Source organism: Natrinema sp. 74, from assembly GCF_046097095.1.
In the GTDB taxonomy this organism is placed as follows: Archaea; Halobacteriota; Halobacteria; order Halobacteriales; family Natrialbaceae; genus Natrinema.
In genome coordinates this window covers 3,357,481-3,383,689 of the sequence record NZ_CP175698.1, presented here as the reverse complement: position 1 = coordinate 3,383,689, position 26,209 = coordinate 3,357,481, and the positions used below count along the sequence as shown (strand labels likewise).

28 protein-coding genes and 1 tRNA gene are annotated in these 26,209 nt (G+C 64.6%); 15 read left to right on the top strand and 14 right to left on the bottom strand.

Features of this window, described 5'->3' with window-relative positions; translation table 11 throughout:
• Positions 1-110: 110 nt before the first annotated feature.
• Complete coding sequence (locus tag ACJ70B_RS16865; protein ID WP_408958149.1) at positions 111-644, bottom strand: inorganic diphosphatase; 534 nt, start codon at positions 642-644, stop codon at positions 111-113.
• 206 nt (positions 645-850) lie between these two features.
• Here ACJ70B_RS16865 and ACJ70B_RS16860 point away from each other — a divergent pair, with 206 nt between their 5' ends.
• Positions 851-1,210, top strand: a complete 360-nt coding sequence (locus ACJ70B_RS16860) for a PadR family transcriptional regulator (RefSeq protein ID WP_408958148.1) — start codon at positions 851-853, stop codon at positions 1,208-1,210.
• Here the strand turns inward: ACJ70B_RS16860 and ACJ70B_RS16855 are convergent.
• Both ACJ70B_RS16855 and rnhA read right to left on the bottom strand, forming a co-directional pair.
• Positions 1,204-1,824: a rnhA operon protein gene (locus tag ACJ70B_RS16855; protein WP_408958147.1), complete on the bottom strand. Its 621-nt coding sequence runs from the start codon at positions 1,822-1,824 to the stop codon at positions 1,204-1,206. The two genes, ACJ70B_RS16860 and ACJ70B_RS16855, sit on opposite strands and share 7 nt — an antisense overlap.
• Before the next feature lie 341 nt (positions 1,825-2,165).
• Entirely contained in the window at positions 2,166-2,759 is a 594-nt protein-coding gene (gene rnhA, locus ACJ70B_RS16850) for a ribonuclease HI (protein WP_408958146.1), read from the bottom strand.
• 162 nt (positions 2,760-2,921) lie between these two features.
• On the opposite strand from rnhA, the gene ACJ70B_RS16845 reads away from it, so the two are divergent.
• Positions 2,922-3,884, top strand: a complete 963-nt coding sequence (locus ACJ70B_RS16845; RefSeq protein WP_006184711.1) for a transcription initiation factor IIB family protein — start codon at positions 2,922-2,924, stop codon at positions 3,882-3,884.
• 122 nt (positions 3,885-4,006) lie between these two features.
• On the opposite strand, the gene ACJ70B_RS16840 is transcribed toward ACJ70B_RS16845, so the two are convergent.
• From ACJ70B_RS16840 to ACJ70B_RS16830, 3 genes are all read right to left on the bottom strand, one after another.
• On the bottom strand, positions 4,007-5,155 hold the full coding sequence (locus tag ACJ70B_RS16840) for an alpha/beta hydrolase fold domain-containing protein (protein WP_408958145.1): 1,149 nt from the start codon (positions 5,153-5,155) through the stop codon (positions 4,007-4,009).
• A gap of 106 nt (positions 5,156-5,261) precedes the next feature.
• A complete protein-coding gene (gene gfcR, locus ACJ70B_RS16835; RefSeq protein WP_408958144.1) occupies positions 5,262-5,915 on the bottom strand; it encodes a transcriptional regulator GfcR in 654 nt (217 codons plus the stop codon).
• Positions 5,912-7,033 carry a glucose 1-dehydrogenase gene (locus tag ACJ70B_RS16830; RefSeq protein ID WP_408958143.1) on the bottom strand — a complete coding sequence of 374 codons (1,122 nt, stop codon included), beginning with the start codon at positions 7,031-7,033 and terminating at the stop codon, positions 5,912-5,914. Before ACJ70B_RS16830 ends, gfcR begins: the two co-directional genes overlap by 4 nt.
• 158 nt (positions 7,034-7,191) lie before the next feature.
• On the opposite strand from ACJ70B_RS16830, the gene ACJ70B_RS16825 reads away from it, so the two are divergent.
• The 5 genes from ACJ70B_RS16825 (at position 7,192) to ACJ70B_RS16805 (ending at position 12,430) form a co-directional block, all read left to right on the top strand.
• Positions 7,192-8,520: an HAD family hydrolase gene (locus ACJ70B_RS16825; RefSeq protein ID WP_408958142.1), complete on the top strand. Its 1,329-nt coding sequence runs from the start codon at positions 7,192-7,194 to the stop codon at positions 8,518-8,520.
• A 303-nt stretch (positions 8,521-8,823) separates the two neighbouring features.
• Positions 8,824-9,507, top strand: coding sequence for a helix-turn-helix domain-containing protein (locus tag ACJ70B_RS16820; protein ID WP_408958141.1), 684 nt, complete (start codon positions 8,824-8,826; stop codon positions 9,505-9,507).
• Between the two features lie 85 nt (positions 9,508-9,592).
• On the top strand, positions 9,593-10,510 hold the full coding sequence (locus ACJ70B_RS16815; protein WP_408958140.1) for a dihydrodipicolinate synthase family protein: 918 nt from the start codon (positions 9,593-9,595) through the stop codon (positions 10,508-10,510).
• A gap of 64 nt (positions 10,511-10,574) precedes the next feature.
• The gene (locus ACJ70B_RS16810) at positions 10,575-11,711 is read left to right on the top strand and encodes an acyl-CoA dehydrogenase family protein (RefSeq protein WP_408958139.1); all 1,137 of its coding nucleotides are present in this window, start codon (positions 10,575-10,577) and stop codon (positions 11,709-11,711) included.
• A gap of 179 nt (positions 11,712-11,890) precedes the next feature.
• Positions 11,891-12,430 (top strand): HAD family hydrolase, encoded by a 540-nt coding sequence (locus ACJ70B_RS16805; RefSeq protein WP_408960127.1) that lies wholly within the window; start codon positions 11,891-11,893, stop codon positions 12,428-12,430.
• 25 nt (positions 12,431-12,455) lie between these two features.
• On the opposite strand, the gene ACJ70B_RS16800 is transcribed toward ACJ70B_RS16805, so the two are convergent.
• Positions 12,456-12,689, bottom strand: coding sequence for a DUF5822 domain-containing protein (locus ACJ70B_RS16800; RefSeq protein ID WP_408958138.1), 234 nt, complete (start codon positions 12,687-12,689; stop codon positions 12,456-12,458).
• A 98-nt stretch (positions 12,690-12,787) separates the two neighbouring features.
• On the opposite strand from ACJ70B_RS16800, the gene panB reads away from it, so the two are divergent.
• The gene (gene panB / locus ACJ70B_RS16795; protein WP_408958137.1) at positions 12,788-13,600 is read left to right on the top strand and encodes a 3-methyl-2-oxobutanoate hydroxymethyltransferase; all 813 of its coding nucleotides are present in this window, start codon (positions 12,788-12,790) and stop codon (positions 13,598-13,600) included.
• Positions 13,601-13,746: 146 nt separating this feature from the next.
• Here the strand turns inward: panB and ACJ70B_RS16790 are convergent, their stop codons facing one another.
• Positions 13,747-14,523: an alpha/beta fold hydrolase gene (locus ACJ70B_RS16790; protein WP_408958136.1), complete on the bottom strand. Its 777-nt coding sequence runs from the start codon at positions 14,521-14,523 to the stop codon at positions 13,747-13,749.
• A gap of 236 nt (positions 14,524-14,759) precedes the next feature.
• Between ACJ70B_RS16790 and ACJ70B_RS16785 the strand changes: the two genes are divergently transcribed.
• Positions 14,760-15,008 (top strand): Hsp20/alpha crystallin family protein, encoded by a 249-nt coding sequence (locus ACJ70B_RS16785; protein WP_408958135.1) that lies wholly within the window; start codon positions 14,760-14,762, stop codon positions 15,006-15,008.
• Complete coding sequence (locus ACJ70B_RS16780) at positions 15,005-17,266, top strand: CDC48 family AAA ATPase (protein WP_408958134.1); 2,262 nt, start codon at positions 15,005-15,007, stop codon at positions 17,264-17,266. Before ACJ70B_RS16785 ends, ACJ70B_RS16780 begins: the two co-directional genes overlap by 4 nt.
• Positions 17,267-17,297: 31 nt before the next feature.
• On the opposite strand, the gene ACJ70B_RS16775 is transcribed toward ACJ70B_RS16780, so the two are convergent.
• Positions 17,298-18,134 carry a TrmB family transcriptional regulator gene (locus ACJ70B_RS16775; protein ID WP_408958133.1) on the bottom strand — a complete coding sequence of 279 codons (837 nt, stop codon included), beginning with the start codon at positions 18,132-18,134 and terminating at the stop codon, positions 17,298-17,300.
• A 315-nt stretch (positions 18,135-18,449) separates the two neighbouring features.
• On the opposite strand from ACJ70B_RS16775, the gene ACJ70B_RS16770 reads away from it, so the two are divergent.
• On the top strand, positions 18,450-18,776 hold the full coding sequence (locus tag ACJ70B_RS16770) for a HalOD1 output domain-containing protein (RefSeq protein ID WP_408958132.1): 327 nt from the start codon (positions 18,450-18,452) through the stop codon (positions 18,774-18,776).
• Between the two features lie 24 nt (positions 18,777-18,800).
• On the opposite strand, the gene bcp is transcribed toward ACJ70B_RS16770, so the two are convergent.
• The 4 genes from bcp to ACJ70B_RS16750 all read right to left on the bottom strand — a co-directional run bounded on the left by bcp (position 18,801) and on the right by ACJ70B_RS16750 (position 22,134).
• The gene (gene bcp, locus ACJ70B_RS16765) at positions 18,801-19,274 is read right to left on the bottom strand and encodes a thioredoxin-dependent thiol peroxidase (RefSeq protein ID WP_408958131.1); all 474 of its coding nucleotides are present in this window, start codon (positions 19,272-19,274) and stop codon (positions 18,801-18,803) included.
• Between the two features lie 120 nt (positions 19,275-19,394).
• Entirely contained in the window at positions 19,395-20,366 is a 972-nt protein-coding gene (locus ACJ70B_RS16760) for a hypothetical protein (RefSeq protein WP_408958130.1), read from the bottom strand.
• Positions 20,363-21,538 (bottom strand): DNA primase small subunit PriS, encoded by a 1,176-nt coding sequence (gene priS, locus ACJ70B_RS16755; RefSeq protein ID WP_408958129.1) that lies wholly within the window; start codon positions 21,536-21,538, stop codon positions 20,363-20,365. The genes ACJ70B_RS16760 and priS overlap by 4 nt, the downstream gene beginning before the upstream one ends.
• A gap of 119 nt (positions 21,539-21,657) precedes the next feature.
• Positions 21,658-22,134, bottom strand: coding sequence for a GNAT family N-acetyltransferase (locus tag ACJ70B_RS16750; protein ID WP_408958128.1), 477 nt, complete (start codon positions 22,132-22,134; stop codon positions 21,658-21,660).
• 160 nt (positions 22,135-22,294) lie between these two features.
• On the opposite strand from ACJ70B_RS16750, the gene ACJ70B_RS16745 reads away from it, so the two are divergent.
• Together ACJ70B_RS16745 and ACJ70B_RS16740 are read left to right on the top strand one after the other, a co-directional pair.
• Positions 22,295-22,756 (top strand): archease, encoded by a 462-nt coding sequence (locus ACJ70B_RS16745; RefSeq protein ID WP_408958127.1) that lies wholly within the window; start codon positions 22,295-22,297, stop codon positions 22,754-22,756.
• 91 nt (positions 22,757-22,847) lie between these two features.
• Entirely contained in the window at positions 22,848-24,314 is a 1,467-nt protein-coding gene (locus ACJ70B_RS16740) for an RtcB family protein (protein ID WP_408958126.1), read from the top strand.
• A gap of 162 nt (positions 24,315-24,476) precedes the next feature.
• Here ACJ70B_RS16740 and ACJ70B_RS16735 read toward each other — a convergent pair whose 3' ends face one another.
• Positions 24,477-24,692 carry a hypothetical protein gene (locus ACJ70B_RS16735; protein WP_408958125.1) on the bottom strand — a complete coding sequence of 72 codons (216 nt, stop codon included), beginning with the start codon at positions 24,690-24,692 and terminating at the stop codon, positions 24,477-24,479.
• 229 nt (positions 24,693-24,921) lie between these two features.
• On the opposite strand from ACJ70B_RS16735, the gene moaA reads away from it, so the two are divergent.
• Both moaA and ACJ70B_RS16725 read left to right on the top strand, forming a co-directional pair.
• A complete protein-coding gene (gene moaA / locus ACJ70B_RS16730) occupies positions 24,922-25,911 on the top strand; it encodes a GTP 3',8-cyclase MoaA (RefSeq protein ID WP_408958124.1) in 990 nt (329 codons plus the stop codon).
• Positions 25,912-26,118: 207 nt separating this feature from the next.
• A tRNA-Ser gene (locus tag ACJ70B_RS16725) sits at positions 26,119-26,201 on the top strand.
• Positions 26,202-26,209 lie beyond the last annotated feature (8 nt).

The window sequence follows — 26,209 nt, the reverse complement described above, 5'->3', positions numbered from 1 at the left end:
AAGCGTAGAGATAAAATTACCCATGATCATAATGCATGCACCGGACGGGCGTGGATAACTCTCGGGAATCGGCTCAGTGACGGAGGCAGAAGAAATCGCGCTGCGGGCCGCTATTGGAAGTGCTCTTCGTAGAGCTCCTGTGCGTGTTCGATCGCGTCGTAGGCGGCCTGCTTGTCCTCCCAGCCCTGCGTCTCGACTTCCTTGCCCGCTTCGAGGTTCTTGTAGGTCGCGAAGAACTCGTCGATCTCGTCGAGTTGTTGTTGGGGGATGTCCTCGAGGTCCTCGATGTGGTCGTATCGGGGATCCTCGCTCGGGACGGCGATGACCTTGTCGTCCTGTTCGCCGTCGTCATCCATCTTCATCAGCGCGACGGGACGGGCCTCGATGACGCAGCCGGGGAACGTCTGGTCCTCGACGAGGACGAGCACGTCGAAGGGGTCCTCGTCGTCGTAGTACGACTGCGGGATAAATCCGTAGTCACTCGGGTAATGGACGTTACTGTGGAGCACGCGGTCGAGGACGACGCCCGGAACGTCCTTGTCGTACTCGTACTTGTTCCGCTCGCCTTTGAGACACTCGACAACGGCGTAGATCTCTTCTGGCGGGTTCGGTCCAGTTTCGAGGTCTTCCCAGAGGTTGACCATGTACCGGAAACTCCACCGTGGATCAAAAAGTACTTTCGTAATCGAGTCTCAATAACGAGGTGACGGTTGCCAGATCCCCGACAGACGCGATTCGGACACGTGCCACCGGTGTCCAGCCGCATAGCGGTCAGTAGCAGGCTGTCTGACCGACTGATACGAAGGGGTAGTTGACAAGTCTTAAATAGTCTGGTGACATTTGCACACGTATGTCAGAGGCACAATCAATCACCGGCGAACAGGGCATCGCACGCGAACTCACCGCCTTCCAGAACAACATCCTCGTTATCCTCGCCAAAGAGCCCATGTACGGGCTCGCGATCAAGCGAGAGCTCGAGGATTACTACGGCACGGAGGTAAACCACGGGCGGCTCTACCCCAACCTCGACGAGCTCGTCGATCTGGGTCTAGTCGAGAAGAGCGAACTCGACAAGCGAACCAACCAGTACTCGCTGACCGACGACGGCTACGACGCCGTCCTCGACGGGATTCAGTGGACGCTCTCGAAGGTCGTCACCGGCGATGACCGCGCCGACGAGATCGCTGAGATCGTCGAGAACAGCTACTGACGCTCCGGAACCGTTTCTCCGGCCGCGTCAAAAACGAGCTCGATCGACTCCCCGATCATCTCCTGTTGTTTGTCCGATGGCCAGGCGTTCCGCACGAAGTACTCGGTCCGAAACTCTGCGAGTTCCTCGCTCGTCAACGACGTGATCGGCTTCGCGTAGTGGTTACCCGCGAAATCGGCGAGTAGCGCCGCGTTGTCGCCGTGAACCTCGCCGTTGGCCTCCCTGACCGCCGCGACGAGCTCGCGGTTGCGCGCGTCGACTTCGCCCCAGTCATCCGGATCGCCCGTTCCCTCGAGTGGGATTTCCACTGCGCGATCGATGTCTTCGATGCGGTCAGTCCGGATGACGCCGTCCTCGTGCCACTCCGCAGGGTGGCAGACGAGCACGTCGTCACCGTCGTCGTCACGAATCCGCGACGTGAAGTCGTGGTCGTCGAGCAGGTCGGCCCGCCGCGTCTCGTACGCGTCGGTCTCGTTCTCGTCGACCGCGGCGCGCTCAAGGCGGGTCAGCCGCTCGACTTCGTCGACGACGCCTCTGGGGAGTTCCCCACTGTTACTATCGTTCGCACCGTCGTCCGAGCGCTCGTCGCCGTCCACCGCGTTCGAATTCGGCATGTTCGGTTATACGTACTCGAGCGGTTTTGCCCTTGCCGATCCGGTCTCGCTCGCGTCGACTGCCGGTCAGATCGAGTCGACGTCTCGACTACCGGGCTCGCGACAGACGAGACGAACCAAAGCGGTCTCGGTCGCGTAGTGATACGGGGTTTTCACGCCCTCTTCAGCCGATTTCTCCGCACGGAGCAAAGTCCCGTTCCCCGCTTGGACGGTGCGCGGAACTCGGGTCTGTGCCAGCGCTTGCACGGGTATTGTCGGTCGCCAGCGCACACCACTCACCAGCATGTGCTACTGCTGCTAACTGACTGACCCGCTCCGAGAATCCCCACTTTCGAACGCGTTCAGGCCTGATCCAGCGCCTCGTTGACGTGACCGTCAGCGCGCTCGTTGACTTCCCGCGGGACGTACTCGAGCGTCCACTCGTCGAACGCGGCCAGCAGTTCGTGGACGGTCACGCGCTTCTCGCGGAGTTCGGGGTTGTTGGTGTCGTACTCGCCACGGACCTGTTTGACGATGAGTTCCGAGTCGCCGCGGACGTGGACCTCGTCGTAGCCGTAGTCGCGGGCGGCCTCGAGGCCGGCGATCAGGGCCTCGTACTCGGCCTGGTTGTTCGTCGCAGTGCCGATCGTCTCGCCATCCTCGGCGACGATGCCGTCGCCGGTGACGATCACCCAGCCGATGGCGGCAGGGCCGGGATTTCCACGGGAACCCCCGTCGAAGTAGACGTGGGCGCGCCCACCGCCCTCGCGCAGCAGCGCCTCGAGGTCCCGCGGGTCGGCACCCTGAATCACGACTTTGTCGTCGTAGGCGACGGCGGTCGCGTCACCGCGGCTCGCACGCCAGCGTTCGTGGTCGGTGTTGCCCGACTCGACGGCAACGTTTGCCGCCTCGAGCCGCTCGCGAGCCGCCTCAACATCGCACTCGATGACCGGCATTCGTCTCCGTGATCCGGGGGATCCAGATAAAGGTTTTCCGGTTCCAAATCGTAAACCACGATCGTGAACCGTTGTAGGGCCAATTTTCCGGAGATACAGATCTGAGGGACGAAACGCTTACCAAATACTTATATACCGTGGTGATACTACTATAAAAGTGCGATGACACGGTCCACCCGCCAGCGGGAGCGAACGCGCGAGACGGACGAGACCGAGGATCAGGAAGGGGTACGTGCCTGCCCCGAGTGTGAATCGGACAATCTCGTTAAGGATTCTGACCGGGGAGAGCTCATCTGCGAAGACTGTGGGCTCGTCGTGGAGGAAGAACAGATCGACCCCGGCCCGGAGTGGCGGGCGTTCAACCACCAGGAACGGCAGGAAAAGTCCCGCGTCGGCGCGCCGACGACTCAGACGATGCACGACAAGGGGCTGACGACGACGATCGACTGGAAGGACAAGGACGCCTACGGACGCTCTATTTCCTCGAAAAAGCGCAGTCAGATGCATCGACTGCGCAAGTGGCAAGAACGGATCCGCACCAAAGACGCCGGCGAGCGGAACCTCCAGTTCGCGTTGAGCGAGATCGATCGGATGGCATCCGCGCTGGGCGTGCCGCGCTCGGTTCGGGAGGTCGCCTCGGTGATCTACCGGCGCGCGCTCAAGGAAGACCTCATCCGCGGTCGCTCGATCGAAGGGGTCGCGACCTCGGCGCTGTACGCCGCGTGTCGAAAGGAAGGGATCCCGCGAAGCTTAGAGGAAATCTCGGAAGTCTCCCGCGTCGAACGCAAAGAGATCGGTCGCACGTATCGATACATCTCGCAGGAACTCGGCCTCGAGATGCGTCCCGTCGACCCGAAAAAGTACGTCCCGCGCTTCTGTTCGGAACTCGAACTCTCCGAAGAGGTCCAGACCAAGGCCAACGAGATCATCGAGAAGACGGCCGAGGAAGGACTACTCTCCGGCAAGTCGCCAACGGGCTACGCCGCGGCCGCGATATACGCCGCCTCGCTGCTGTGTAACGAGAAGAAGACCCAACGCGAGGTCGCCGACGTCGCACAGGTGACCGAGGTGACGATCCGGAATCGGTACCAGGAACAGATCGAAGCGATGGGCATCCACGGGTAACCCGCCCGCTCACCGATATCGTTCGGTACCCGTCTTTTTATCACGCGTCCGTCCAGTCGTTACTTGCTGCTCACCGACCGTGTCGCGGGCCGTTCCCAGCGACGGCGAGGCGGATCGGCGGCTCACGCGAGCGTTCGATCGAGGAACCGTTCGATCGCGTCCGGTCCCGCCGGCGGGACGCTCTCGAGCAGGCCGTCGGCGGAGGCTCCCGCCTCGAGGCAGGCGGTCGCCGTGACCGTCTGTGCGGGCCGGGACGCTGCCGTCAGCTGGGCCATCGCTGTCCGTTCTGACTCCGCCCCGAAGACGTGACCCAGTTCGTGGAGTTCGTACATGGTCGCGCCGACGCCGGACGCTTGCAGCGCCTCGAACAGCAGTTGACTCTGGTCGATAGGAACGACCTGATCATCGCGGCCGTGCATGAATAGACACGGCGGTGTTTCGGGCCCCGCGTACGTCGTCGGACTCGCACGCCTGGCTTTATCCTGGTTCTTGGAGACGTCACCGCCGAGGAGGACCGATTCGAGGCCGCTCGGCCGGCCGGGGAGTTCGAGCAGGTTGCTGATACCGTACCAGTCGATCACCGCCTGTACGGCCCCCGATCGGTCGGGGGCGACTACTTTCGTGACGGCGTCGTCGGGATAGGCGTCGCCGGGGAGGGTTTCGATATCGTCGAGCGTCCCTGCGAGGGCTGCCAGATGCCCGCCGGCCGACGCGCCCCACGTTGCCACGCGGTCCGGATCGAACCCGAACTCGTCGGCGTTCGCCCGGAGCCACCTGATGGCCGCCTTCACGTCGACGATCTGGGCCGGGAAGACGCCCCGCGGCGTCGGGTTCGCCGCGATGCGGTCGGCCGGTAGCTCCGTATCGTCCGGGACCGGTGCCAGCCGGTAGCTTACGCTCGCCATCGCACACCCCCATTCTGCGGCGTATCGCTTCAGATCCGGCGCGTTCTTCCGAGTTTCGAAGACCCAACCGCCGCCGTGAACGTACACGACCAGCGGCGGATCCCCGTCCGTCGCCGATCCCTCAGGGACGTACAGGTCGAGTTTCATCTCGCCCGCCTCGCGGACAGTGTACGTAACGTCTTCGCGAACCGAGACGGAGGTCGCCCGGTCGTCCGCCGTCCCGTCGTCCGACTCCTTCGAGAAATCCGCGTCCGATTCCTCGTCCGCGGTCGACTGCGAACGGCCCGCGGTCTCGAGCGTGCCGAACGAGCCAGTCGTTTGCAGGGATTGCTGTCGCAACACCGCCGCGCGGTCGGTATCGATCATGGTCGGATGACTCAAACGTCCTTTCTTACCGAAGGCTATAGCCTTAGTGGAACGGGAAAGGACGATGACAGCGTGTCGACCCGGATCCGATCGTCCGGGCGGCCGTTCACTCGTTCTTGCCGACGCTGATGACCTGCAACAGCGAGTAGACGGGGACTCCCTCGAGTTCCTCGAGGCCCTGCTTGTCCGCGAGGACGATGCAGGCCAGGGGTTTACCGCCCTCGGCGCGGATCGCTTCGATTGTCTCGCGCATGGTGGTGCCGCTGGTGATGGTGTCGTCGACGATGTAACATTCGCGGTCGCGGATACCGGCGAAGTTCCGTGAGAAGGTGCCGCCCAGTTCCTCGATGTCGCCTTCTTCCCACTGATGTTTCGCAGGGGTGTAGGTCCCGAGGTCGGTCTCGAGTTCACGGGCGACCAGCGTCGCGATAGGGCCGCCGGCCTTCTCGATGCCGATCGTCAGATCGACGTCTTCGCCGTGTTTGGCGAGCATGTCGGCCATCGCCGAGGCGACGTCGCTCATGCGCTTGCTGTCCCGGCCGATCGCCGACCAGTCGACGTGGATGTCCTGTGGCCTGCTGGCACCGTTGTCCGGTCGCTGTGGCGACTGGTCGGTCGCCGTCGGCGTCGTCCCGCTGCGCTCGACGAGCCAGCTCGCGGTCTCCCGCGAGACGTTCAGTTCGTCTGCGATCTCACCCTTGGAGAGACCTCGAGCCGCGAGTTCGGCCGCGCTCTCGATCAGGTCGTCGACGTTTTTCATATGCCCGTGAATTCGACCGCCGTTTTTATAGTCGTGTCGTCATCCGGGACCGTGGTCGATCCGTGTCCGGCCGGGACGGTCGTAGTCGCCTTCGGGAAGGCGTGGTCGACCGCCTCGAGGCCGTAGATTCCCGTCGTGATCGTCTCGAAGACCTCCTTGGGAAGCGCCGCGAGCGTGTCGACGGCCGCCTCGAAGTGGTCGCGGTTGGAGTTGACGCTGCCGACGATCGCCTTGTTGTGGAGGACGAGTTCGCGGTGAAGGCGGCCGCCGTCGATCTCGAACGACCAGTCGGCGGGGACGCCGAGCAAGGCGGCGACGCCGTTGGGTGCGAGCGCGTCGACCGACTCGAAGGCGTGTTTCGCGTACCCGGTCGCCTCGTAGACGATGTCCATCGGTTCGTAGGCGGCCGGTATCTCGGAGAGTGGTGTTTCGCGGGAGTCGATGTAGGTCGCGCCCAGCCGTTCGATGATGTCGATCGACGGGTCGGGTCGGTCGCGCTGGCCGAGACAGTAGACACGATCGTAGTCGAGCGTCGTCGTGAACATCGCGACGGTCAGCAGTCCAAGCGAGCCGTTACCGAGAACTAGTGCGGACTCCGGCTGCCAGTCGAACGCCGAGCGGGTTGCGTACATGTGCTCGAGGGCCTTCTCGGTGATGCTGATCGGTTCGACGAGGAAGCCCCACTCCGCGAGGTCGGCGGGGATCGGGACGAGGGTGTCGGCCGGGCTCGTGATGTACTCGGCCATGTAGCCGTGGGCCCCGACGATGCCGCGTTCGACGTATTCGCCCTCGGGAGCCATGTCGGGTTCGCCGCGCTCGAAGTAGTCGTTGGTCTCGACGTCCGCGGGCGGTCGACGAACCGTCGGCACCACGTATTGGCCCTCCTCGAGGGCCGTTCCGTTCGCATCCTCGACGATACCGACGGCCTCGTGGCCGAGAACGAGTCGCTCGTCGCCGTCGGGGACGCCGCCGTGGCTCCCCTCGATGACCTCGTAGTCGGTGCCGTCGACGCCAACGCGGTGGATACGAACGAGCGCCTCGCCGGGGGCTGGTTCTGGAACGGGTCGCTCGACGATCTCTGGGATACCCGCTCCGGGCTGGACTGCGATGGCTTTCATGCTAGAGGGGGAGGAACCGACATCTTAAATATTTATTCCTATTCGAGTAAATACGTGTATCGGCGGGTCGGCCGAACGCCGATTTCCGCTTCACCGCTGAGACGACGACCGACTTCCCACTGCAAACGATTATCCGGCTGCCCCTACCTGTGTCCACCATGGAACGGTACGACCTCGTCTACCAGCTGTACGACGAGTACGACACGAAGACGCTACGCGAGTATCAGGAGTTCGTCGACGTGTTCCCGGCCGTCGACTCCCGGGTCGCCCTCGAGCACTGGCAGGGCGCGACGGAGGAACTCGAGGAGCGCAAAGACGAGATCCGTTCGTCGTTCGCGGCCGGTGAGACGTTCGCGGAGATCGCCGCACGGGCGACCCGCGATCAGGCCTTTACCGCGCTGGACCTCGAGGCGAAGTACGGCCGGGCAGTGAACGTCCTCGTGCTCGACGTCGACGAGACGCTGCGCTCGGCCGGCGGGACCGACAACGAGATCCCGCGGGACACGCTGCACATGCTGACCGAGTTCCACGATGCCGGCGTCCCGATCGTCATCTGCACAGGCCAGACCTTAGAGAACGTCAAGGGGTTCGCGATTCAGGGGCTGGGCAGCGAGATCGTCCACTCCGGCGACCTCTCGATCGTCTACGAGGCGGGGACGGGGGTGTTCGCGCCGGGCCATGGCGCGGACACGAAGCAGTTGCTCTACGAGGATCTGGGGGAGGAGATTCGGACGGTCTTCGACGACGTCCGCTCGCGAGTGTTGCCGGAGGCTCCCGAGGACCTCCGGCGAGGCTGTCACCTTCAGGGCAACGAGTTCAACGTCACGATGAAACCCAACTACGAGACCGGCTCGACGGACGCCCGCGAGGTCATCGACGAGGCGCTGGTCTACCTCATCGACCTGCTCGCCGACGCCGTCGGCACGGCGCTCGAGGGGGAATCGCGAGACGACGCTCCCGCCGAAACCGACGCCGGCCGGTCAGCGGCCGCGTCGGACGACGCCAACGGCGAACCGTCCCTGTCCGGCGAGACCGTCGTCGACTGGACGCGCGCTTACTACGCCGCACAAGACCCCGAGATCAGGGCCGTCCTCGAGGGCGAAGGGGCCTACCCCGACCTCGATACCGCCGCAATCCCGGACCCGCTCACGGCGATCTTAGAGCGCATCGACGTAGCCTACTACGAGGCCGACGCGGCCGAGATCGGCAGTCTCGAGCTGAACAAGGTCGTCGGCGTCGAGCGCGCACTGGCCGTCCTCGGGGTCGACGATCCGTTCGCGCTCGTGATGGGCGATTCCAAGAGCGATCTGCGCGTAATGGAGTGGGCCGCCGAAACCGACGCCGGCATCGCTGCCGCGCCGGAACACGCCTCGCAGGACACGTTAGAGCACGTCCTCGAGACGGACGAACTCGTCTTCGATCGCGGGAAGAGCGTCGACGTGCTGCGGACGGTGTATGCGCTCAATCGGCTCGCTCGGCTGGGGTGACGGCCCCATTCGGAAACCCCTTGTCACTGCTATGTCACGCGATTCCGCTCGTCGCCGGAGGTGACGACTACGTAAAAGGCCTGAAGGGGAAAGCCCGCTCATCAACCGTCTCGGAGTCCTCTTTCTCATCAGCACGATTCGCACGAACGCGGTCGCTCGCGGCGGTCTCGTGACCGTTGTGGCGGCCCGTTTCGGACCGAGCGGATCGTTCGAGTGCGGACGAAACGCATCGAGTCCCGTTCCCCACGACAGCGGCGTCGTTCGCCGATCGGACTCGAGTCAGCGCTACAAGGTGACCTCCCAATGACGACGATCGCAGAACTTTCGCTTTCGACGGACGGGTTCGCGCTCGCAGAGACCTTCCAGCAACTACCGGCCCTCGAGGTCCGCGTCGAGAGTGTCGTCGCGGAAGGGCCGGTCCGGACCACGCCGCTCGTCTGGTTCTCCAACGTCGAGTCCAGCGAGATCGAGGAAACGCTTCGGTCAGATCCGACCGTCGCCGAATACCGGCAGTTACTCGAGGACACCGAGGACGGCGAACTATTCTACCGGCTCCAGTACACCGAGGAGGTCGGCTCAATCTGCCGCTGCGTCTATACGCACGGCGGGACGGTGCTCGACGCTCACGTCACGGACGGGCAGTGGACGCTCAGACTCCTCTTCCCGCACCGCGAGGACCTCTCGAGCGCCGTCTCGGACATCGAAGAGCGCGGCGTCCGAATCGACGTCAAACGCATGGTCGAAGCCGGGCAGGACGAGGACCTCGAGACGACGGCGGCGGCGCTGACCGAACCACAGCAGGAAGCCATCGCCGAGGCCTACCGACAGGGATACTACGACGTCCCTCGCGAAATCTCGCTCGAGGAACTTGCGAACGAACTCGATATCTCTCATCAGGCGCTCTCCGAGCGGCTTCGGCGGGCGAATCGCGTCCTCGCCGGCGAGCAGTTAGACGAGCCGGCCGGCGAGATGGCGACGCCGGAGTAAGCTAAAGCGGGGAGAGCAACCGATTCCGCCGGTGTCGAGTACAGACGGCAGACGTTTTTTGACCGTGCCCGCCGGACGGTCGTGCATGTCGTATCACGACCCCGGTACCGCCGACCCGCTGTCGCTGCACGGCGTCGTGCCGCCGACCGTCACCGCGTTTCGGAGAGACGAGTCCGTCGATTACGAGGCGACGGCCGCCCACGCCCGGTTCGTTGTCGATCGGGGTGCGCACGGTGTCTTCCCGCTCGGAACGAACGGAGAGTTTCCGCTGCTCTCGGACGTGGAACGCGACCGCGTCGTCGAGGCCGTCGTCGAGGAAGTCGGCGACGAGGTGCCAGTCATCGCCGGTGTCGGTGCGCCGAGTACCTATCGGACGGTCGCTCGCGCCGAACATGCCGAATCGGTCGGTGCAGACGGCGTCGTCGTCGTCACGCCCTACTACTACCCGCTGGACCACGAGGGCGCACTCGAGCACTACCGCCGGGTCGCCGAGGCCGTCGACCTCCCGGTCTACGTCTACCACATCCCGAGCAAGACCGGCAACGAACTCTCGCTCGAGACCCTCGCCGATCTCGCCGAAATCGACAACCTCGTGGGCGTCAAGGACTCGAGCAAGGACGTGCCGTGGCTCGCCCAGGCGATCGACGCCCACCCCGAACTGACGTTCCTCGCGGGGTCGGACTCGCTGATTTTCACCGGGCTCGAGATCGGCTGTTCGGGCGCGGTCAGCGCCGTCGCGAACGTTTTCCCAGAACTCGTGGTCGACTGTTACGAGGCGTACGACGACGGCGACGAGGACCGCGCACGCGACCTCCAGAGCGATATGTTCCGGGTGCGAGACGCGTTCAAGACCGGCGGCGCGTACATGTCCGGCGTCAAGACCGCGCTCCGCATGCGGGGGTTCGACGCCGGCCCGCTGCGGAGCCCGCTGCGCCGGAAAGACGACGAATCGGCCGCGGAGATGCGCGAAGGGCTCCGGGAACTCGACCTCGAGGGGCTCTGAGATCGGTCCGCGCCGCGACCGATCTCGACGCGGAACCTTTTGTCGCGGCCGTCGAACGGTCGGTATGGAACTCACCCCGGAACAGGAGGCGGTCCGCGAGACCGTCCGGGAGTTCGCCCGCGAGGAGATCAGGCCGACCGCGCTCGAGGCCGACAGGGAATCGGCGTTCCCGGAAGACGTCTGGGACGGCCTCGCCGACCTCGACCTGACCGGGCTGACGGTCCCCGAAGCGTACGGTGGCTACGACGCGGACCCGGTCACTGCAGCCGTGGTCAACGAGGAGGTGGCCTACGGGATGTTGGCCGTGGCGACTGCCCTCTCAGTTCACTCGCTCGCGACCTCTTGTCTCGCGGCGTTCGGCAGCAAAGCCCAGCAGGAGCGCTGGTTACCCGAGATGGCCGAGGGTCGTCCCGTCGGAGCCTTTGCGCTCTCGGAGCCCCACGCGGGATCGAACCCCGCTGAGATGGCCACCGAAGCGCGACGGGAGGGTGACGAATACGTCATCGACGGCGAGAAGCAGTGGATCACGAACGGCGAGCGCGCGGGCGTGTACATCGTCTTCGCGAAGACCGACCGCGACGATCCGTCGACGATCACGCAGTTTCTCGTCCCCGGCGATGTCGACGGGCTGGCCGTCGGCGAGCCCGAGGCGAAACTCGGTCTACGCGCGAGCGACACCACGAGCCTGACCTTCGACGGCGTCCGAATTCCCGCCGAAAACCGGCTAACCGAGGAGGGAGCGGGACTGTCCGCAGCGTTTCACATCCTCACCGGCGGTCGGATCGCCATCGCCGCCCAGTCGGTCGGCCTCGCCCGATGTGCGCTCGACGAGGCGCTGGCGTATAGCAAGGAACGCGACCAGTTCGGCGGTCCGATCGCGGACATTCAGACCATCCGCCACAAGCTCGCCGAGATGGCGACCCGCATTCGAGCCGCACGACTACTAACGCGGGACGCCGCCCGGACACGAGAGGCCGACTTGAGCCCGGGCAGCGCGGCACTTGAGGCCAGCATGGCGAAGTACTTCGCGAGCGAGGCGGCGACGTTCGTCACGAACGAGGCCGTCCAGATCCACGGCGGCTACGGCTACGTCACCGAAGGCGAGGTCGAGCGCCTCTACCGCGACGCGAAGATCACCGAGATCTACGAGGGAACGACAGAGATCCAGAAGACGGTCATCGCGCGGGAACTGCTCGAGTGAGCGCGAGTGAGTACGGCGGGGGTCGGAACGAGACGGGATCGGAACGCGAGACGGGGTCAGAACGAGACGGGATCGGAACGCGAGACGGGGTCAGAACGAGACGGGGCCGAAACGGCGAAGCGGAGATGGAGCGACGAGACGCCGAACAGTATATTCGGCGTCCGCACCTACGGTGGGCCGTGACCGGATACGAGGCCATCGTCTACGACCTGGACGGAACGCTCGTCGATCTTGACGTCGACTGGAACGCCGTCGCCGTCGACGTCCGCGAAGTGTACCGCGACGCGAACCGCGAGCCGCCGGGCAACGGGCTCTGGGGAATGCTCGAGACGGCGAGCGATGCGGGGCTGGCCGCCGAGGTGGAGTCGGCCATCGCGGCCCACGAACACGACGGCGCGCGAACGTCGGACCGGCTCGCCCACGCCGAGGAGTTGCTCGAGCGGTCGGTGCCCGCCGGCGTCTGCTCGTTGAACTGCGAGCAAGCCTGCCGGATCGCGCTCGAGGAACACGCACTCGAGCCGGCGGTCGACGCGGTCGTCGGGCGCGACACGGTCGGGACGTGGAAACCAGATCCAGAGCCGCTGCTCGCGACCGTCAGCAAACTGGACGCTGATCCCGAGCAGGCGCTGTTCGTCGGCGATTCGGTGCGCGATCGGAAAACGGCGGATCGAGCGGGCGTCGCCTTCGAGTTCGTCGGCGACAGTCCGTCCGGCGTCTGAAGTCCGTTTCGGGCGGTCGGATCGGCTATTCCTGTTTACGCTTCGCGTAGGTAAAGACCGTAATCGCCGTGAGCAACCAGACGACGGCTCCGATCCGGATCGCGAACTCGGCGCGCGAGTTCCAGGTTGGCAGCGAGGCGGTCGTCGACAGGCCGGCGACGACGGGCGCGCCGACCATGATGGTGGCGACGAACGTCGTCTGCATCACCCAGCCGTAGTCGACGCCGTCGGGCGAGGTCGTTTCGACGCGTTCTGGCACGGTTGAAAATCGCGATCCAGTCCTCTTAAGCGTCGCGGGTGTGGTCGCGAGCCGCGGCAGAACAACGACGTTTAATCGCGGGAGACCAACCTGTGGGTATGCCTACCGTGCGGGACGTACGAGCGAAGGCGGGCGAGGAGCCGATCACGATGCTGACGGCCTACGACGCGCCGACGGCGGCAATCGTCGACGAGGCCGGCGTCGACATCATCCTCGTCGGGGACAGCCTCGGAAACACGAGCATGGGCTACGAGACGACGCTTCCGGTGACCGTCGACGATATGGCGCGCCACACCGGCGCGGTCGCGCGCGCGACCGAGGACGCCCTCATCGTCGCCGACATGCCATTCCTCTCGATCGGCGTCGACGAGTCGGCGAGCCTCGAGAACGCCGGCCGAATGCTCAAAGAGGAAGATGCCCACGCGGTCAAACTCGAGTGCGGGCCACACACCGTCGAACTGACCGAGAAGCTGGTCCAACTCGGGATTCCCGTGATGGCCCACCTCGGGTTAACGCCCCAGCACGTCAACCAGTACGGCGGCTATCCCCGGCAGGGGACGGATCGGGAGGCGGCCGAGCGCATCCTCGAACTGGCGGAGGCTCACGAGAAGGCGGGCGCGTTTTCGCTCGTCCTCGAACACGTGCCGTCGAACCTCGCGGCCGAGGTCACCGACGCGATCGACATCCCGACGATCGGGATCGGAGCGGGTCCCGACTGCGACGGGCAGGTCCTCGTGGTCGACGACGCCGTCGGGTTGAGCGAGTGGACGCCCTCGTTTTCGAAGCAGTTCGGGAACGTCCGCGCCGAGATGGAGTCGGCGATCGACGACTACGTCTCGGCCGTCACGTCGGGCGCGTTCCCCGCCGAGGAACACGCCCACGAGGAGGCCGACCTCGACGATCTCTACTGAGCGCCATTGAACCGCGGTTGACAATATCGACCAGATAGGGGCCGATCTCATCGTCACAATGCGTCACCGGCAAGCGGATCGCATCGTAGCCCATGCGGTGTTTCCGCGAACGATCGACCGCACGCACGATGGGCCGTGTCGCTCGCTCACCCGTCGACGCCCGTCAGAAACTCGTCGACGACCGCGTTGAACGCCGCCGGCCGCTCGAGCATCGACAGATGGCCCGCGTTCTCGATTTCGGCCAGTTCGCCACGTTCGATCTCGTCGGCGAGATACTCGTGGAACCACGGCGGGGTCAATTGGTCGTACTCGCCGTACGCCGCGAGCGCGGGCGTCTCGATGTCGCCGAGCCGATTGCGAACGTCGAACTCGTGGCAGGTCAGGAAGTCACGGCGCGTCACCGCCCGTCCGCAGTCGTACATTCGCTCCATCGACCGCTCTCGCTGGTCGGGAGCGGGATCGTGAAAGAGCCGATCCGGCTCGTGGAGGAACTCGACCGCTCGCTCGAAATCGTCGTCGAGCCACTCGAGGAGGTCATCGAGGACGCCGAGGCGAGCGCCGGTGCCCGTCAAGACGACCGCGTCGGGGTCGAACGACCGCTCGAGCAGGACGTGCAAGACGATGGCTCCGCCGAGCGAGTTTCCCAGTAGGACCCGGGCGTCGGTCGCCTCGGCGACGGCCAGCACGTCGTCCGCGTAGGCCGACAGCGCCGTGTAGCCGGCACTCGCATCGACGTCGTCCGAATCGCCGTGGCCGCTGAGATCGACTGCGACGAGTGGATACCGATCCGCGAGCGGGTGCTGACCGGTCCAGACGTCGCGCGAGCCGCCGCTTCCGTGGAGACAGCAGATCGGTGGACCGCTACCGCCCCGATCGACGATCTCGTACGCCGTCTCCCGACCGTTGTGTGATACCGTTTCCATGCGTGGTGAAACGATCGGGACCAGTATAAAGTCACGAGCCGGGCGACCGGAAAACGCCAGCAGCGGGGCTATACACGCGGCGAACGAAACGAACGTGATTGACTCGATCGAGCGTTCCACGGACGGCCGCAGCTGTGAACTGCGAACAATCACTTTTCTCCCGGACGCATTGCCGTACTGCGATTCGCGGAGAAACACTTATATGTCTCCGGTGCTTACCTCGGGTTAGTTGAAGCATGACTCTCGAACAATTCACTCGTGAAGAGGGGCAGTTAGCCCGTCGGTACGACTACGACGACGGCACGGTGCTGGCCGTCGACTTCGGCACCGACGGAGCCGACGCCTCCGTCGATTTCGTCGATGACACGGTCATCGTCGTCGTTGACGATGAGCAGTACGAGATCGATCTTCCCGTGGCGGTCGACGACGCGCACACGTTTATCAAAAATGGGGTCCTCACTGTCGAACTGGAGGAGGAACTATGAAGCTCACCGTCAAACCCCTGAAGCAGAAGGACGCGGGCCGCGGATTGGCCGCGATCGATCGCGTCTCGATGAACGAGCTCGGCCTCGAGAACGGAGACTACATCGTTATCGAGGGCAAGGGCGACGGACAGGCCGTCGCGCGCGTCTGGCCCGGTTACCCAGAAGATGAGGGACGCGGAATCGTCCGGATCGACGGCCGCCTCCGTCAGGAGGCCGACGTCGGGATCGACGACAGCGTTACCGTCGAATCGGCCGACGTCAAGCCCGCGAAGTCCGTCACCGTGGCGCTGCCACAGAACCTGCGGATCCGCGGCGACATCGGCCCGCTCGTCCGCGACAAGCTTTCCGGTCAGGCCGTCACCGAAGGCCAGACGGTTCCGTTCTCGTTGTCGTTCGGCCCGATGGCCAGCTCTGGCCAATCGGTGCCGCTGAAGATTGCGAGCACCTCGCCGTCCGGAACGGTCGTCATCACCGATTCGACGAGCATCGAAATCTCCGAGACGCCGGCCGAACAGGTCAGCTCCGGGAGCGGCGCATCCGCCGAGGGTGTCCCGAACGTCACCTACGAGGACATCGGCGGGTTAGACGACGAACTCGACCAGGTTCGCGAGATGATCGAGTTGCCGATGCGCCACCCCGAGCTGTTCCAACAGCTCGGCATCGAACCGCCGAAGGGCGTCCTGCTACACGGCCCGCCGGGGACCGGGAAGACCCTGATGGCCAAAGCCGTCGCCAACGAGATCGACGCCCACTTCGAGACGATTTCCGGGCCGGAGATCATGTCGAAGTACTACGGCGAGAGCGAAGAGCAGCTCCGCGAGGTCTTCGAGGAGGCCGAGGAGAACGCGCCCGCGATCGTCTTCATCGACGAACTCGATTCCATCGCCGCCAAGCGCGAGGAGGCCGGCGGTGACGTCGAACGGCGCGTCGTCGCGCAACTGCTCAGCCTGATGGATGGCCTCGAGGAACGTGGTCGCGTCACGGTCATCGCTGCGACCAACCGCGTCGACGCAATCGATCCCGCGCTCCGCCGCGGCGGTCGCTTCGACCGCGAAATCGAGATCGGCGTCCCCGACAAGGAGGGCCGCAAGGAGATCCTGCAGGTCCACACCCGCGGGATGCCCCTCGACGAAGGGGTCGACCTCGAGCAGTACGCCGAGAACACCCACGGCTTCGTCGGGGCCGACCTCGAGTCGCTGGCTCGCGAGAGCGCGATGAACGCGTTGCGGCGCATCCGTCCCGAACTCGACTTAGAGTCCGAAGAGATCGACGCCGACGTCCTCGAGTCGCTCGAGGTCAGCGAGGGCGACGTCAAGGAGGCACTCAAGGGCATCCAGCCCTCGGCGCTGCGCGAGGTCTTCGTCGAGGTGCCCGACGTCACGTGGAACGACGTCGGCGGCCTCGGCGACACCAAAGAGCGCCTCCGCGAGACGATCCAGTGGCCGCTCGACTACCCCGAGGTGTTCGAGCAGATGGACATGGAGGCCGCCAAGGGCGTCCTCATGTACGGCCCGCCGGGCACCGGGAAGACGCTGCTCGCGAAGGCCGTCGCCAACGAGGCCCAGTCGAACTTCATCTCGATCAAAGGCCCCGAACTGCTGAATAAGTACGTCGGGGAGTCCGAGAAGGGCGTCCGCGAGGTCTTCGAGAAGGCCCGCGAGAACGCCCCGACCGTGATCTTCTTCGACGAGATCGACTCGATCGCGGGCGAACGCGGCCAGCGTCAGGGTGACTCCGGCGTCGGCGAGCGTGTCGTCTCCCAGCTGCTGACCGAACTCGACGGTCTCGAGGAACTCGAGGACGTCGTCGTCATCGCGACGACCAACCGGCCGGACCTGATCGACAGCGCCCTGCTCCGGCCGGGCCGGCTCGACCGCCATGTCCACGTCCCGGTCCCCGACGAAGACGGTCGCAAGAGGATCTTCGAGGTCCACACCCGTAGCAAGCCCCTGGCCGACGCGGTCGACCTCGAGTGGCTCGCGAGCGAGACGGAGGGCTACGTCGGTGCCGACATCGAAGCGGTCTGTCGCGAAGCGTCGATGGCCGCCAGCCGCGAGTTCATCAACTCGGTCGATCCCGAAGAGATGGACGACACCATCGGTAACGTCCGCATCAGCCGTGAACACTTCGAGCACGCGCTCGACGAGGTTAGCCCGAGCGTGACTCCCGAAGCCCGAGAGCAGTACGAGGAACTCGAAGAGGAGTTCCAGCAGGCCGAGCCCGCACAGGAAGAGCAGGTCGGGCGGACCTTCCAGTAAGGCCGCCGACCGCGGCTCGGGTGACGGCGATTCATTCTTCGCATGTTTCACAGTCGGCAGCGACATCGCCCGTCAGTGAGCCGTCACCGGTGACGAACTCGAGGCGCGCCAGTCGCCACTCGAGGGCGTACCGGAACCAGCCGACGAGCCCGTGGCCGCGCTCGCTGGCCCAGATCCCGGACTCCGTCCGCTCGTCCGGAATGAGACCCGCCGTCAGCGCGCTCAGGACGACTGTCCGCCGGTCGACCAGCAGCAGGCGGCCGAGCGATCGCTCGACTCGAACGTGCGAATCGAACGCGAAGTCGGAGACGGCGACCGCGGCCGTCGGCACGATGTCGTGAACGCGTCGCCGGTCGGCCTCCGAGGGGACTTCAACGAATACGGTGACGTTTCGGTCGCGCGCCGCGTCGAGTGCCTCGAGTAGCGGCTCCTCGAGGACGCTCCCGTCGGCCGCGAGGAGATAGGCCTCGCTCGTCGCGTCCGCGAGGGCCGTCCGGGTCCGATTGTCGACGTCGCGGGGACCTGCGACTTGCCAGACGCCGTCTTCGTCGATCGTCCGCTGTTCGAGTTCCTGCAAATGGGCCGTCGCGGTCTCGAGGTGGTCGCGGTACTCCCGTCGGAGTCGCTCTCGAGCGGCCTCTACGGGGACGACGGTGTATCGGCGCGGATCGGATTCCTGTACGTCGACGAGGCCGAGACGGTGGAGTTGATCGACGACATCGTAGACCCGCGACTGCGGAACGTCGGCGACCTGACTGATCTCGTTGGCAGTCCCCTCCGAAAGCTGCGTCAACGCGACGAAACACTGCGCCTCGTATTTACGAAGCCCGAGTTCTTCCAGCGCTTCGATGGCGTCCGCTTTAGACATGGTCAGTGGGAGCGTTCATCAGGGAAGTCATGGCGTCCAGAAAGTGTACTTGTGTCGACAAAAGTCTATTCCATATCTTCAGCCCCGCGAAACTAGGCCGGACGAGTCGACTCGTCCACCGCGAAAGGGGAAGAGACACGGTCTCCATGTGTACTGAGATCGAAGTACTGATATCGTCACGTCGATCAAACTCACCATTCAAGCCGAAGCTTCGTGGGGGAGAAGCTGGTACCAGCCGGTAATGGGCGGAATACCGACCGACCGGTGTCAGCGAATCGCCGTGTCACGAGAACGTCGGGGGAGGGAAGACGGAGCATGACCGACTCCGACCGCGATCCGCCAAACGGGCGGCCGATACTCGCCGAGCGGACGTACGACGAGACGACGCCGGCCAGTATCGCCGCCGTCTACGCGATCGCAACCGCGCTCGACACCGACCCGATCGAGTGTTCGACAGAACTCGGCTTCACGCTGTACGATCACGTCGACCCCGAGGCCCTCGATGCGCTCGTCACACACAACCAACGCGAGGGCACCGTCACCATCGAGCTATCGCTCGAGGAGTACCTGCTCCGGGTCACGGACACGGGCCGCGTCCGCGTTCTGGGGGCGGCCGACCCGTCCCCGGAATCGGACCGGTAAGCCGAGTCCCGTGCGACCGATACCTCAGTGGGCGATATCGACCGCCTCGAGGTCCGCGAGAACCTCGTCGGCGTGGCCGTCGGGCGAGACGCCCTCGTAGACCGTCTCGATACGACCGTCCGGTCCGACGAGATACGTGTTGCGGAAGACGCCGTCGAAGGTGTTTCCGAACAGCCGCTTTTCGCCGTAGGACTCGTAGAGCGTCGCGACTTCGCCGAACTCGTCCGAGAGGAGATCGAACTCGAGTTCGTACTCGGCCGCGAAGTCGGCGATATCGTCGACGGAATCGTCGCTGATCCCGACGACCGCGGCGTCGCGGTCTGTAAATCGGGAGAGCGCGTCGTTGAATCCACAGGCTTCGGTGGTGCAGCCCTCAGTGTTCGCCCGCGGATAGAAGTAGACGACCAGCCATTGACCCTCGAAATCCGAGCGGCGGACCGTCTCGCCGTGTTGGTTCCGCAGTTCGAACTCCGGTGCTTGATCGCCGACGTCGAGCATGCACGGGAGTTAGCGACGGCTCCCGTATACGTTACGGTTCCACACGGAACTCTCTTTTTCGTACAAACGCCTACAGAAGCGGCAGCGAGCGGGGATATATTGCCGATCGCGGTGACGCAGTTACTCGAGCCGTTCGGCCGCCTCCCGATCGACCAGCGGAGCGGCATTTTGTTCCGGCAACGTCACCACGTCGTCGCTCGTCAGCGTGTACTCACGGTCGTCTACGCCGAGGATCGAGCCGATATCGCTGGTGATTCGGACGGTCGTCCGGTCGACGTCGGCGGACTCGGGAGCGGTCGATCCGTCCGCACCTGCGTCCGCCGTCTCGTCGTCGGCCTCGGACATCGTGGAGCCGACCTCGGTGTCGGGTTCGGAAGCGGGATCCGCAGCCGGTTCGTCGGATTCGGCCTCGCGTCGCGGTCCGGACGACTGCGTCGGTGGCCCGTCACCGCCCATGACATCGGCGGCGGAGACGCCACTCGAGTCCGCCGTTCCGGTTCCCGTCTCCGTCTCGGATGCCGGGTCGGCGCTCACCGGCGGTTCTTCCGGCGGAACTGGTGGGGAATCATCCGTCGATGCCGTCGATGCGTCCTCAGGAGCCGACTCGACCGAGGCGGACTGTGGGTCACGTGTTTCCTCGGTGTGGGTCGGATCGGGCGCAGCCGCCGTGTCGTTCGCAGCGTCGGACTCGGCCGGCGATGCCTCAGCGCCCTCGAGGACGTCGAGCACGCGAGACTTATTCGATCCGATGCGATCGACGAGATCGTCGAACAGGTCGACTTCCTCGGCGGTCAACCCCTCGTCGTCGGCCGGCATCCCGGCCGCGGCGAGGCTGGCCTGTTTGACGAGTTTGCCCATCCGCCGTTCGTAGATCGCCTCGACGACGTCCTTGGCAGTCTCGATCTCGTCGGTCAGGCGGCCCACTTCGGGGGAGGCAAACGGATCGTCGACTCGCTCGGCGACGCGGTCGCGTTCGTCCTCCAGCTCGGCGATGTACTCGCCGACTTCCTGATAGAACGAGGGGCGCAGGTTCTGGAGGCTGTCCTTCTGGCGCTCCTTGCTCTGGACCGACCGCAACTCGTCTAAATTCATTCTTTTTCCTTCTCGGCTCGGCCGCGTGCCATCAGGAACACGGCGACGTACTCCGGTAGTGACTGGTCGCCTTCCCGGACCGTAAAGCTGTCTCCTCCCAGTTCGACCTCGCCGCCGTCGGTCACGTCGACGGCGATTTCGTGACCCGTGAACGTTTCGGGGACGGCGTCGACGATCGGATCGAATCCGTCGAGTTCGTCGCGCTCGAGGCGCACCGTCTGCAGACCGCTGCCGCCGTGGAGACTTCCCGGGAGACGGATGAGCCGGTTCGTGTCCGTGGTGACCGGTTCGTCGATCGGCGCGTTATCTCGCTCGACGGCCCTCTCGGCGAACCGTTCGGCCAACTGGGCGATCGCGGTGTGGACGGTGACGTTGCCCGCCTCGAGCCCGTCGCGGTTGGTTCGGGCCGCGTTCAACGTGGCCTCGGCTTTGCCTTCGCCGATGCCGTCGAACGCCTGTAAGCGCTCGAGGGCCGCGTCGTCGTCTAACTCGAGCAGTTCGTCCACGAAGGCCATGAAGTGCTCGTGCGTTCTGGCTCCCCACCCGCCTTCGATCTGGAGCGTCCGACGCTCCGTCGGCGTCTTTCGGCCCAGCCCCGCGACGGTCTCGGTCTCGATCAGTTCGTCGTACTCGAGGCCGATGCCGCGGACGTAATCGACGATCTCGCGGCGGTGCTCCCGCTCGAGGTGCAAGACGTTCTCGTCGCGGACGTGGACGTGATAGCCCCGGCCGCCCGAGAAGACGATCTCGAGGTCCTCGAAGGCGAAGTCATCGATGAGGAACTCGAGCAGTCGGCGGAGAGCGTCTTTACATTTCGCGAGCATCTCGGCATAGCTGTCCTCGCCGAGGGTAACACTCGGCAGATGGTCGGCGTCGAGATCGAAGACGAGATCCGCCGACTGCCAATCTTTGGCGTGCATCGAACTCGCACCGGGATCCCGAAAGCGTCCCGCGGAGAAGTAGACGTGTCGCGGGCGCTTTCGGACGAGGAACTCCGAGAGATCGCCCAACTCGAGGAGCGATCGGTGGCGGACCATCGTCGTGTCCGGGCCTTCTGTCCAGGGGATAAAGCCCCACTCGCGCTCGTTCGCGGCGGGCGGCGGTGTGATCTCCGTGCGCCGGTAGTGATCGCGGAATCGCCCCCGAAGATAGGCCCTCGTTCGCTCCTCCATACGACTTGGGTAGTCGTGGATGGGGGGCTATAATCCTGCCGAATAGTGCGAACGCGAGTGCCGTCGTCGGTCCCCGTTGTGAGCGTCGAACGCGAGCGCTGTCGTGTTCGATCGGCCCGTTACCGACGAATCAGGTCCGTTATTCGGTCGGCAATCCCGACGTCGGCCCCGAGTTTCAGGTAATAGGCGTCGCCGCCGTCCTCGTAATAGTTATCGATCCGGCGTTTGATCTCGAAGCCGAGATGCTCGTAAAACTGGAGGGCGTTCTCGTTGCTTGTGCGGGCGTGACACGTGATCGTGTCGTGGTCGTCGGCCACGTGGGCGACGAGCCGTTTGCCGATCCCTTCGCCGCGGTACTCAGGCGAGACCGCCAGAAAGAGAATATATCCGTCGCGGCGAACGGCAGCGAACCCAATTAGCTCTCCGTCTTGGACGTAACAGTGTACTTTCGACCGGCGATACGCGTCGGTGAAGAAGTCGTATCGCTGCTTGAGCACACCTTCCTGACGGTTGATCGCCTCTTTTAGCTGCCAGGCTTCGTCGACGAAATCGTCGCTCCCCGGGGCGACGACGCGACTGTCGATGTTGACGCTCACTAGTCCATACTACCAGCGTCGCCAATATAATTCCACCGGCAGTCGGTCCTCCGGAAGGTCAGAGGGTATCGATACGTCGCGGTGATACATGTCCGCGTCCGACCGCGAGACACGCTCGAACCGACGGACATAGGACCCCGACCGCCGAAGCGAGGTCCGAATGGGGTTCGAACTGCGCGACCACACGGCCGACGTCGCGGTGTCGGCGACCGGCGAGTCGCTCGAGGCGGTTTTCGCGGCGGTGGCCGACGGCCTCGCGGCCGCGTCGTGCGACGACATTCCGGCTGCAGATGCGGGCGGGAGTGGCGATCGATTTTCCTTCTCCGTCACCGCCGAGAATCGCGAGGCGCTGCTCTTTGACTCCCTCGACGAACTGATCTACCTGCGGGACGTGCGCGCGGAACTGCCCGTCGACCACTGCGTCGACTCGATCACCGTCGACGAATCCGCCGACGGGTCCGAGATGTGGTCTCTCGAGGGAAGCGCACGCGGCATCCCGCTGACCGACGTCGACGCTCGCGAGGTAAAGGCCGTGACCTATTCTGAAATGCGACTCGAGCGCGTCGATGGTGCGAGCGGGACCGACGAGGGCTGGGACGCGTACGTCGTGTTCGACGTCTGAGCGAGCCGATCGGACTCGATTCCGCCGCCGCACTCGCTGACCGCGAGTCGAGAGACGAACATCTTTCTTCGATGCGACCCGACGTTCGAGTATGACCACGTTCGACGCCAATGGCATCACGCTCGAGCGGGTGCGTGAGTACGTCTGGGAGATTCCCCAGACCGACGGGATGCGCGCCCCTGCACGCGTACTGGCCAGCGAAGCGCTGCTCGAGGAGATCAAAGACGACAAGACGCTCGAGCAGATCACGAATACGACCCATCTCCCCGGAATCACCACTCACGCGATCTGTATGCCCGACGGCCATCAGGGCTATGGCTTCCCTGTCGGCGGGGTCGGCGCGCTCGACGCCGAGAACGGCTGCATTTCGCCGGGAGCGGTCGGCTACGACATCAATTGCGGCGTCCGCATGATGCGGACGAACCTGACCTACGACGACCTGCAGGGCCGCGAGGAGGAGCTTGTCGACTCGCTGTTCACCAATATTCCGTCAGGTCTTGGTGGCGGCGGTATCGTCGAGGCCGGCGTCGACACCGTCGACGAGATCCTCGCCCGCGGCGTCGACTGGGCGCTCGAGAACGGCCACGCCGTCGAGGACGACCTGCTGCACTGCGAGGACGAGGGGATGCGCGAGGGTGCGGATCCCGACAAGGTCAGTCAGAAGGCCAAGGACCGCGGGAAGAACCAGATCGGCTCGCTGGGCTCGGGGAACCACTTCCTCGAGGTCCAACGCGTGACCGACGTCTTCGACGACGAGGTCGGCGAGGCGTTCGGATTGACGGAAGACCAGATCGTCGTGTTGATCCACTGCGGTTCGCGCGGGCTGGGCCACCAGACGTGCAACGACTATCTTCGGAAGATCGAACAGCAACATCAGGGGCTGTTGAACCAGTTGCCGGACAAGGAACTGGCCGCGGCTCCGGCCGGATCCCAACTTGCCGAGGACTACTACGGCGCGATGAACGCGGCGATCAACTTCGCGTGGGTCAACCGCCAGCTGATCATGCACCGCACGCGGCAGGTCTTCGAGCGCGTCTTCGGCCGCTCGTGGGAGGAGATGGAGATGGATCTGCTGTACGACGTGGCCCACAACATCGCGAAAAAGGAGACGCATACCGTCGGCGACGACGGGGACGAACGCGACCTCTACGTCCACCGCAAGGGGGCGACGCGGGCGTTTCCCGCCGGCCACCCCGAAATTCCGAACGCGTACCGCGATGTCGGCCAGCCGGTGATCATCCCCGGCAGCATGGGTGCCGGAAGCTACGTCCTCCGAGGCGGCGACAACTCGATGGATCTCACCTTCGGCTCGACGGCCCACGGTGCAGGTCGGCTGATGAGCCGTACGCAGGCCAAAAACGAGTACTGGGGCGGCGACGTACAACAGCAACTCCAGGAGCAAAACCAGATCTACGTCAAGGCCCAGTCGGGTGCGACCGTGGCCGAGGAAGCGCCGGGCGTCTACAAGGACGTCGACGAAGTCGTCCGCGTCTCAGACGAACTCGGCATCGGCGACAAGGTGGCGCGGACGTTCCCCGTGTGTAACATCAAGGGCTGACTCGGAACGAACGCCTATAGGTCCCCGATCTACTCGCTCGCTGTGAGCGGAATTCGGTGACGGAGAGACTTCGAATTTCTCGATCGAGGCGATCAGCTCGAGCGAGGCGGATCACGACGGCTACGTCGAACGGATATCGTTCGAGAACCTGCGTCGCGCTCCCTACTTCACTCGAAACGGGCTCTCGTCGTCCTCGTCGCCGCCGTCGTGGTCGCTCTCGTAGGGCTTTCGCGCAGTGATCGTCACGGTCGCCTCTGGATCGTCCTCGTCGGCCCACGGGCTGTCGTAGGCCGAAATCTCGAGGTCGGTCACGTCCCATCCCTCGTCTTCGATGAGTTCTACGAGGCGGCGCTGGTCCGCGAGCATGTCCTCGTCCATACGCCCCCGTTCGGGCGTGAGTGGGGTAGGTCTTCTGCCGTTGGCGGAAACGGTTCGAGGGACAACACCGCTTACGCTCTCGCCCGATTCACCGATAGCGACTGCCTGCTCGCCGACCGACCAGCGGACCTGATAGTCGTTGATCGCTGACAGCAAACGAAACCCAAACCGGTTACGAAACGGTGAATTCCCCGGCGCGTTTAAGCAGGTCCGACTGTAATTCGATAGCATGCTCACCGACAAGTTCGGGCGCGAGGTGACCGGGGTCCGCGTCTCGCTGACCGATCGGTGTAACTTCGACTGCGTCTACTGTCACAACGAGGGGTTAGGCGATACTCGCGGGCCGATGGACCCGCAGGACGACGAGATGTCGACCGACGACGTCGTTCGCTTTCTCGAGGTCGCCGCCGAGTTCGACGTCGACGCGGTGAAGTTCACCGGCGGCGAGCCGATGCTCCGAGACGATCTCGAGGAGATCATCGCACGCACGCCCGACGAGATGGAGGTCTCGCTGACGACCAACGGCACGTTCCTTCCCGGCCGCGCCGAGGGGCTGGTCGACGCCGGCCTCGAGCGAGTCAACGTCTCCCAGGACGCGCTCGACCCTGCAGATTTCGCCGAGATCACCAAGAGCGGAGCCTACGAGCGGGTCATCGAAGGGGTCGACGCGGCGCTCGAGGCGGGCCTCGACCCGGTCAAACTCAACATGGTCGTCTTCGAGCACACAGCGGGATACGTACCGGAGATGGTCGATCACGTCGCGGAAAACGACGGGCTTCAGCTCCAGCTGATCGAGTACATGCCCGAGCTAACGGGCAAGCCCGAGTGGAATATCGACATCCAGCGGGTTCACGACTGGTTGGCCGAGCAGGCCGACGAGATCGAGCACCGAGAGATGCACGACCGGAAGCGGTACTGGATCAGCGGGAACGAGGACGGCGACCGCGGAATGGTCGAAATCGTCGATCCCGTCGAGAACCCCACGTTCTGTGCGAACTGCCACCGCGTTCGGGTCACCCACGAGGGCTACCTGAAGGGGTGTCTCAACCGCAACGACGACCTCAGGCCGATGGGCGAGATGACGAACCCCGAAATCCGCGAAGCGTTCCGCGAGGTCGTCGCGAACCGTGTTCCCTATTACGGCGAGTACATGGTCCAAAACGACGAGGGCGAGTGGGAGGTAAACGAAAAGTACATCGAGGAATACGCCGGCGCGTAGCGTCGGCCGATCGGACCTGGCTTGACCGCACACTCCGACCGTGTTCGGGTGCAGCTTTCGCATCGAATGCGAATTGGTACCTGGCCTATCGCTCCGGGACCGTCGCCACCTTTCGTTGCGCTTAAGTAGTCGACGGGGGTAGGTCCGGGTGCAATACGTGTAGGGGAGCGATCCCCGAGTCCGCGAGGGCGATGATAAACCGACCGTGTTGTGGTAGCCAAGCGGCCCAAGGCGCATGGTTGCTAACCATGTGGCGTCAAGCCTCCGGGGTTCGAATCCCCGCCACAACGTCGGATAC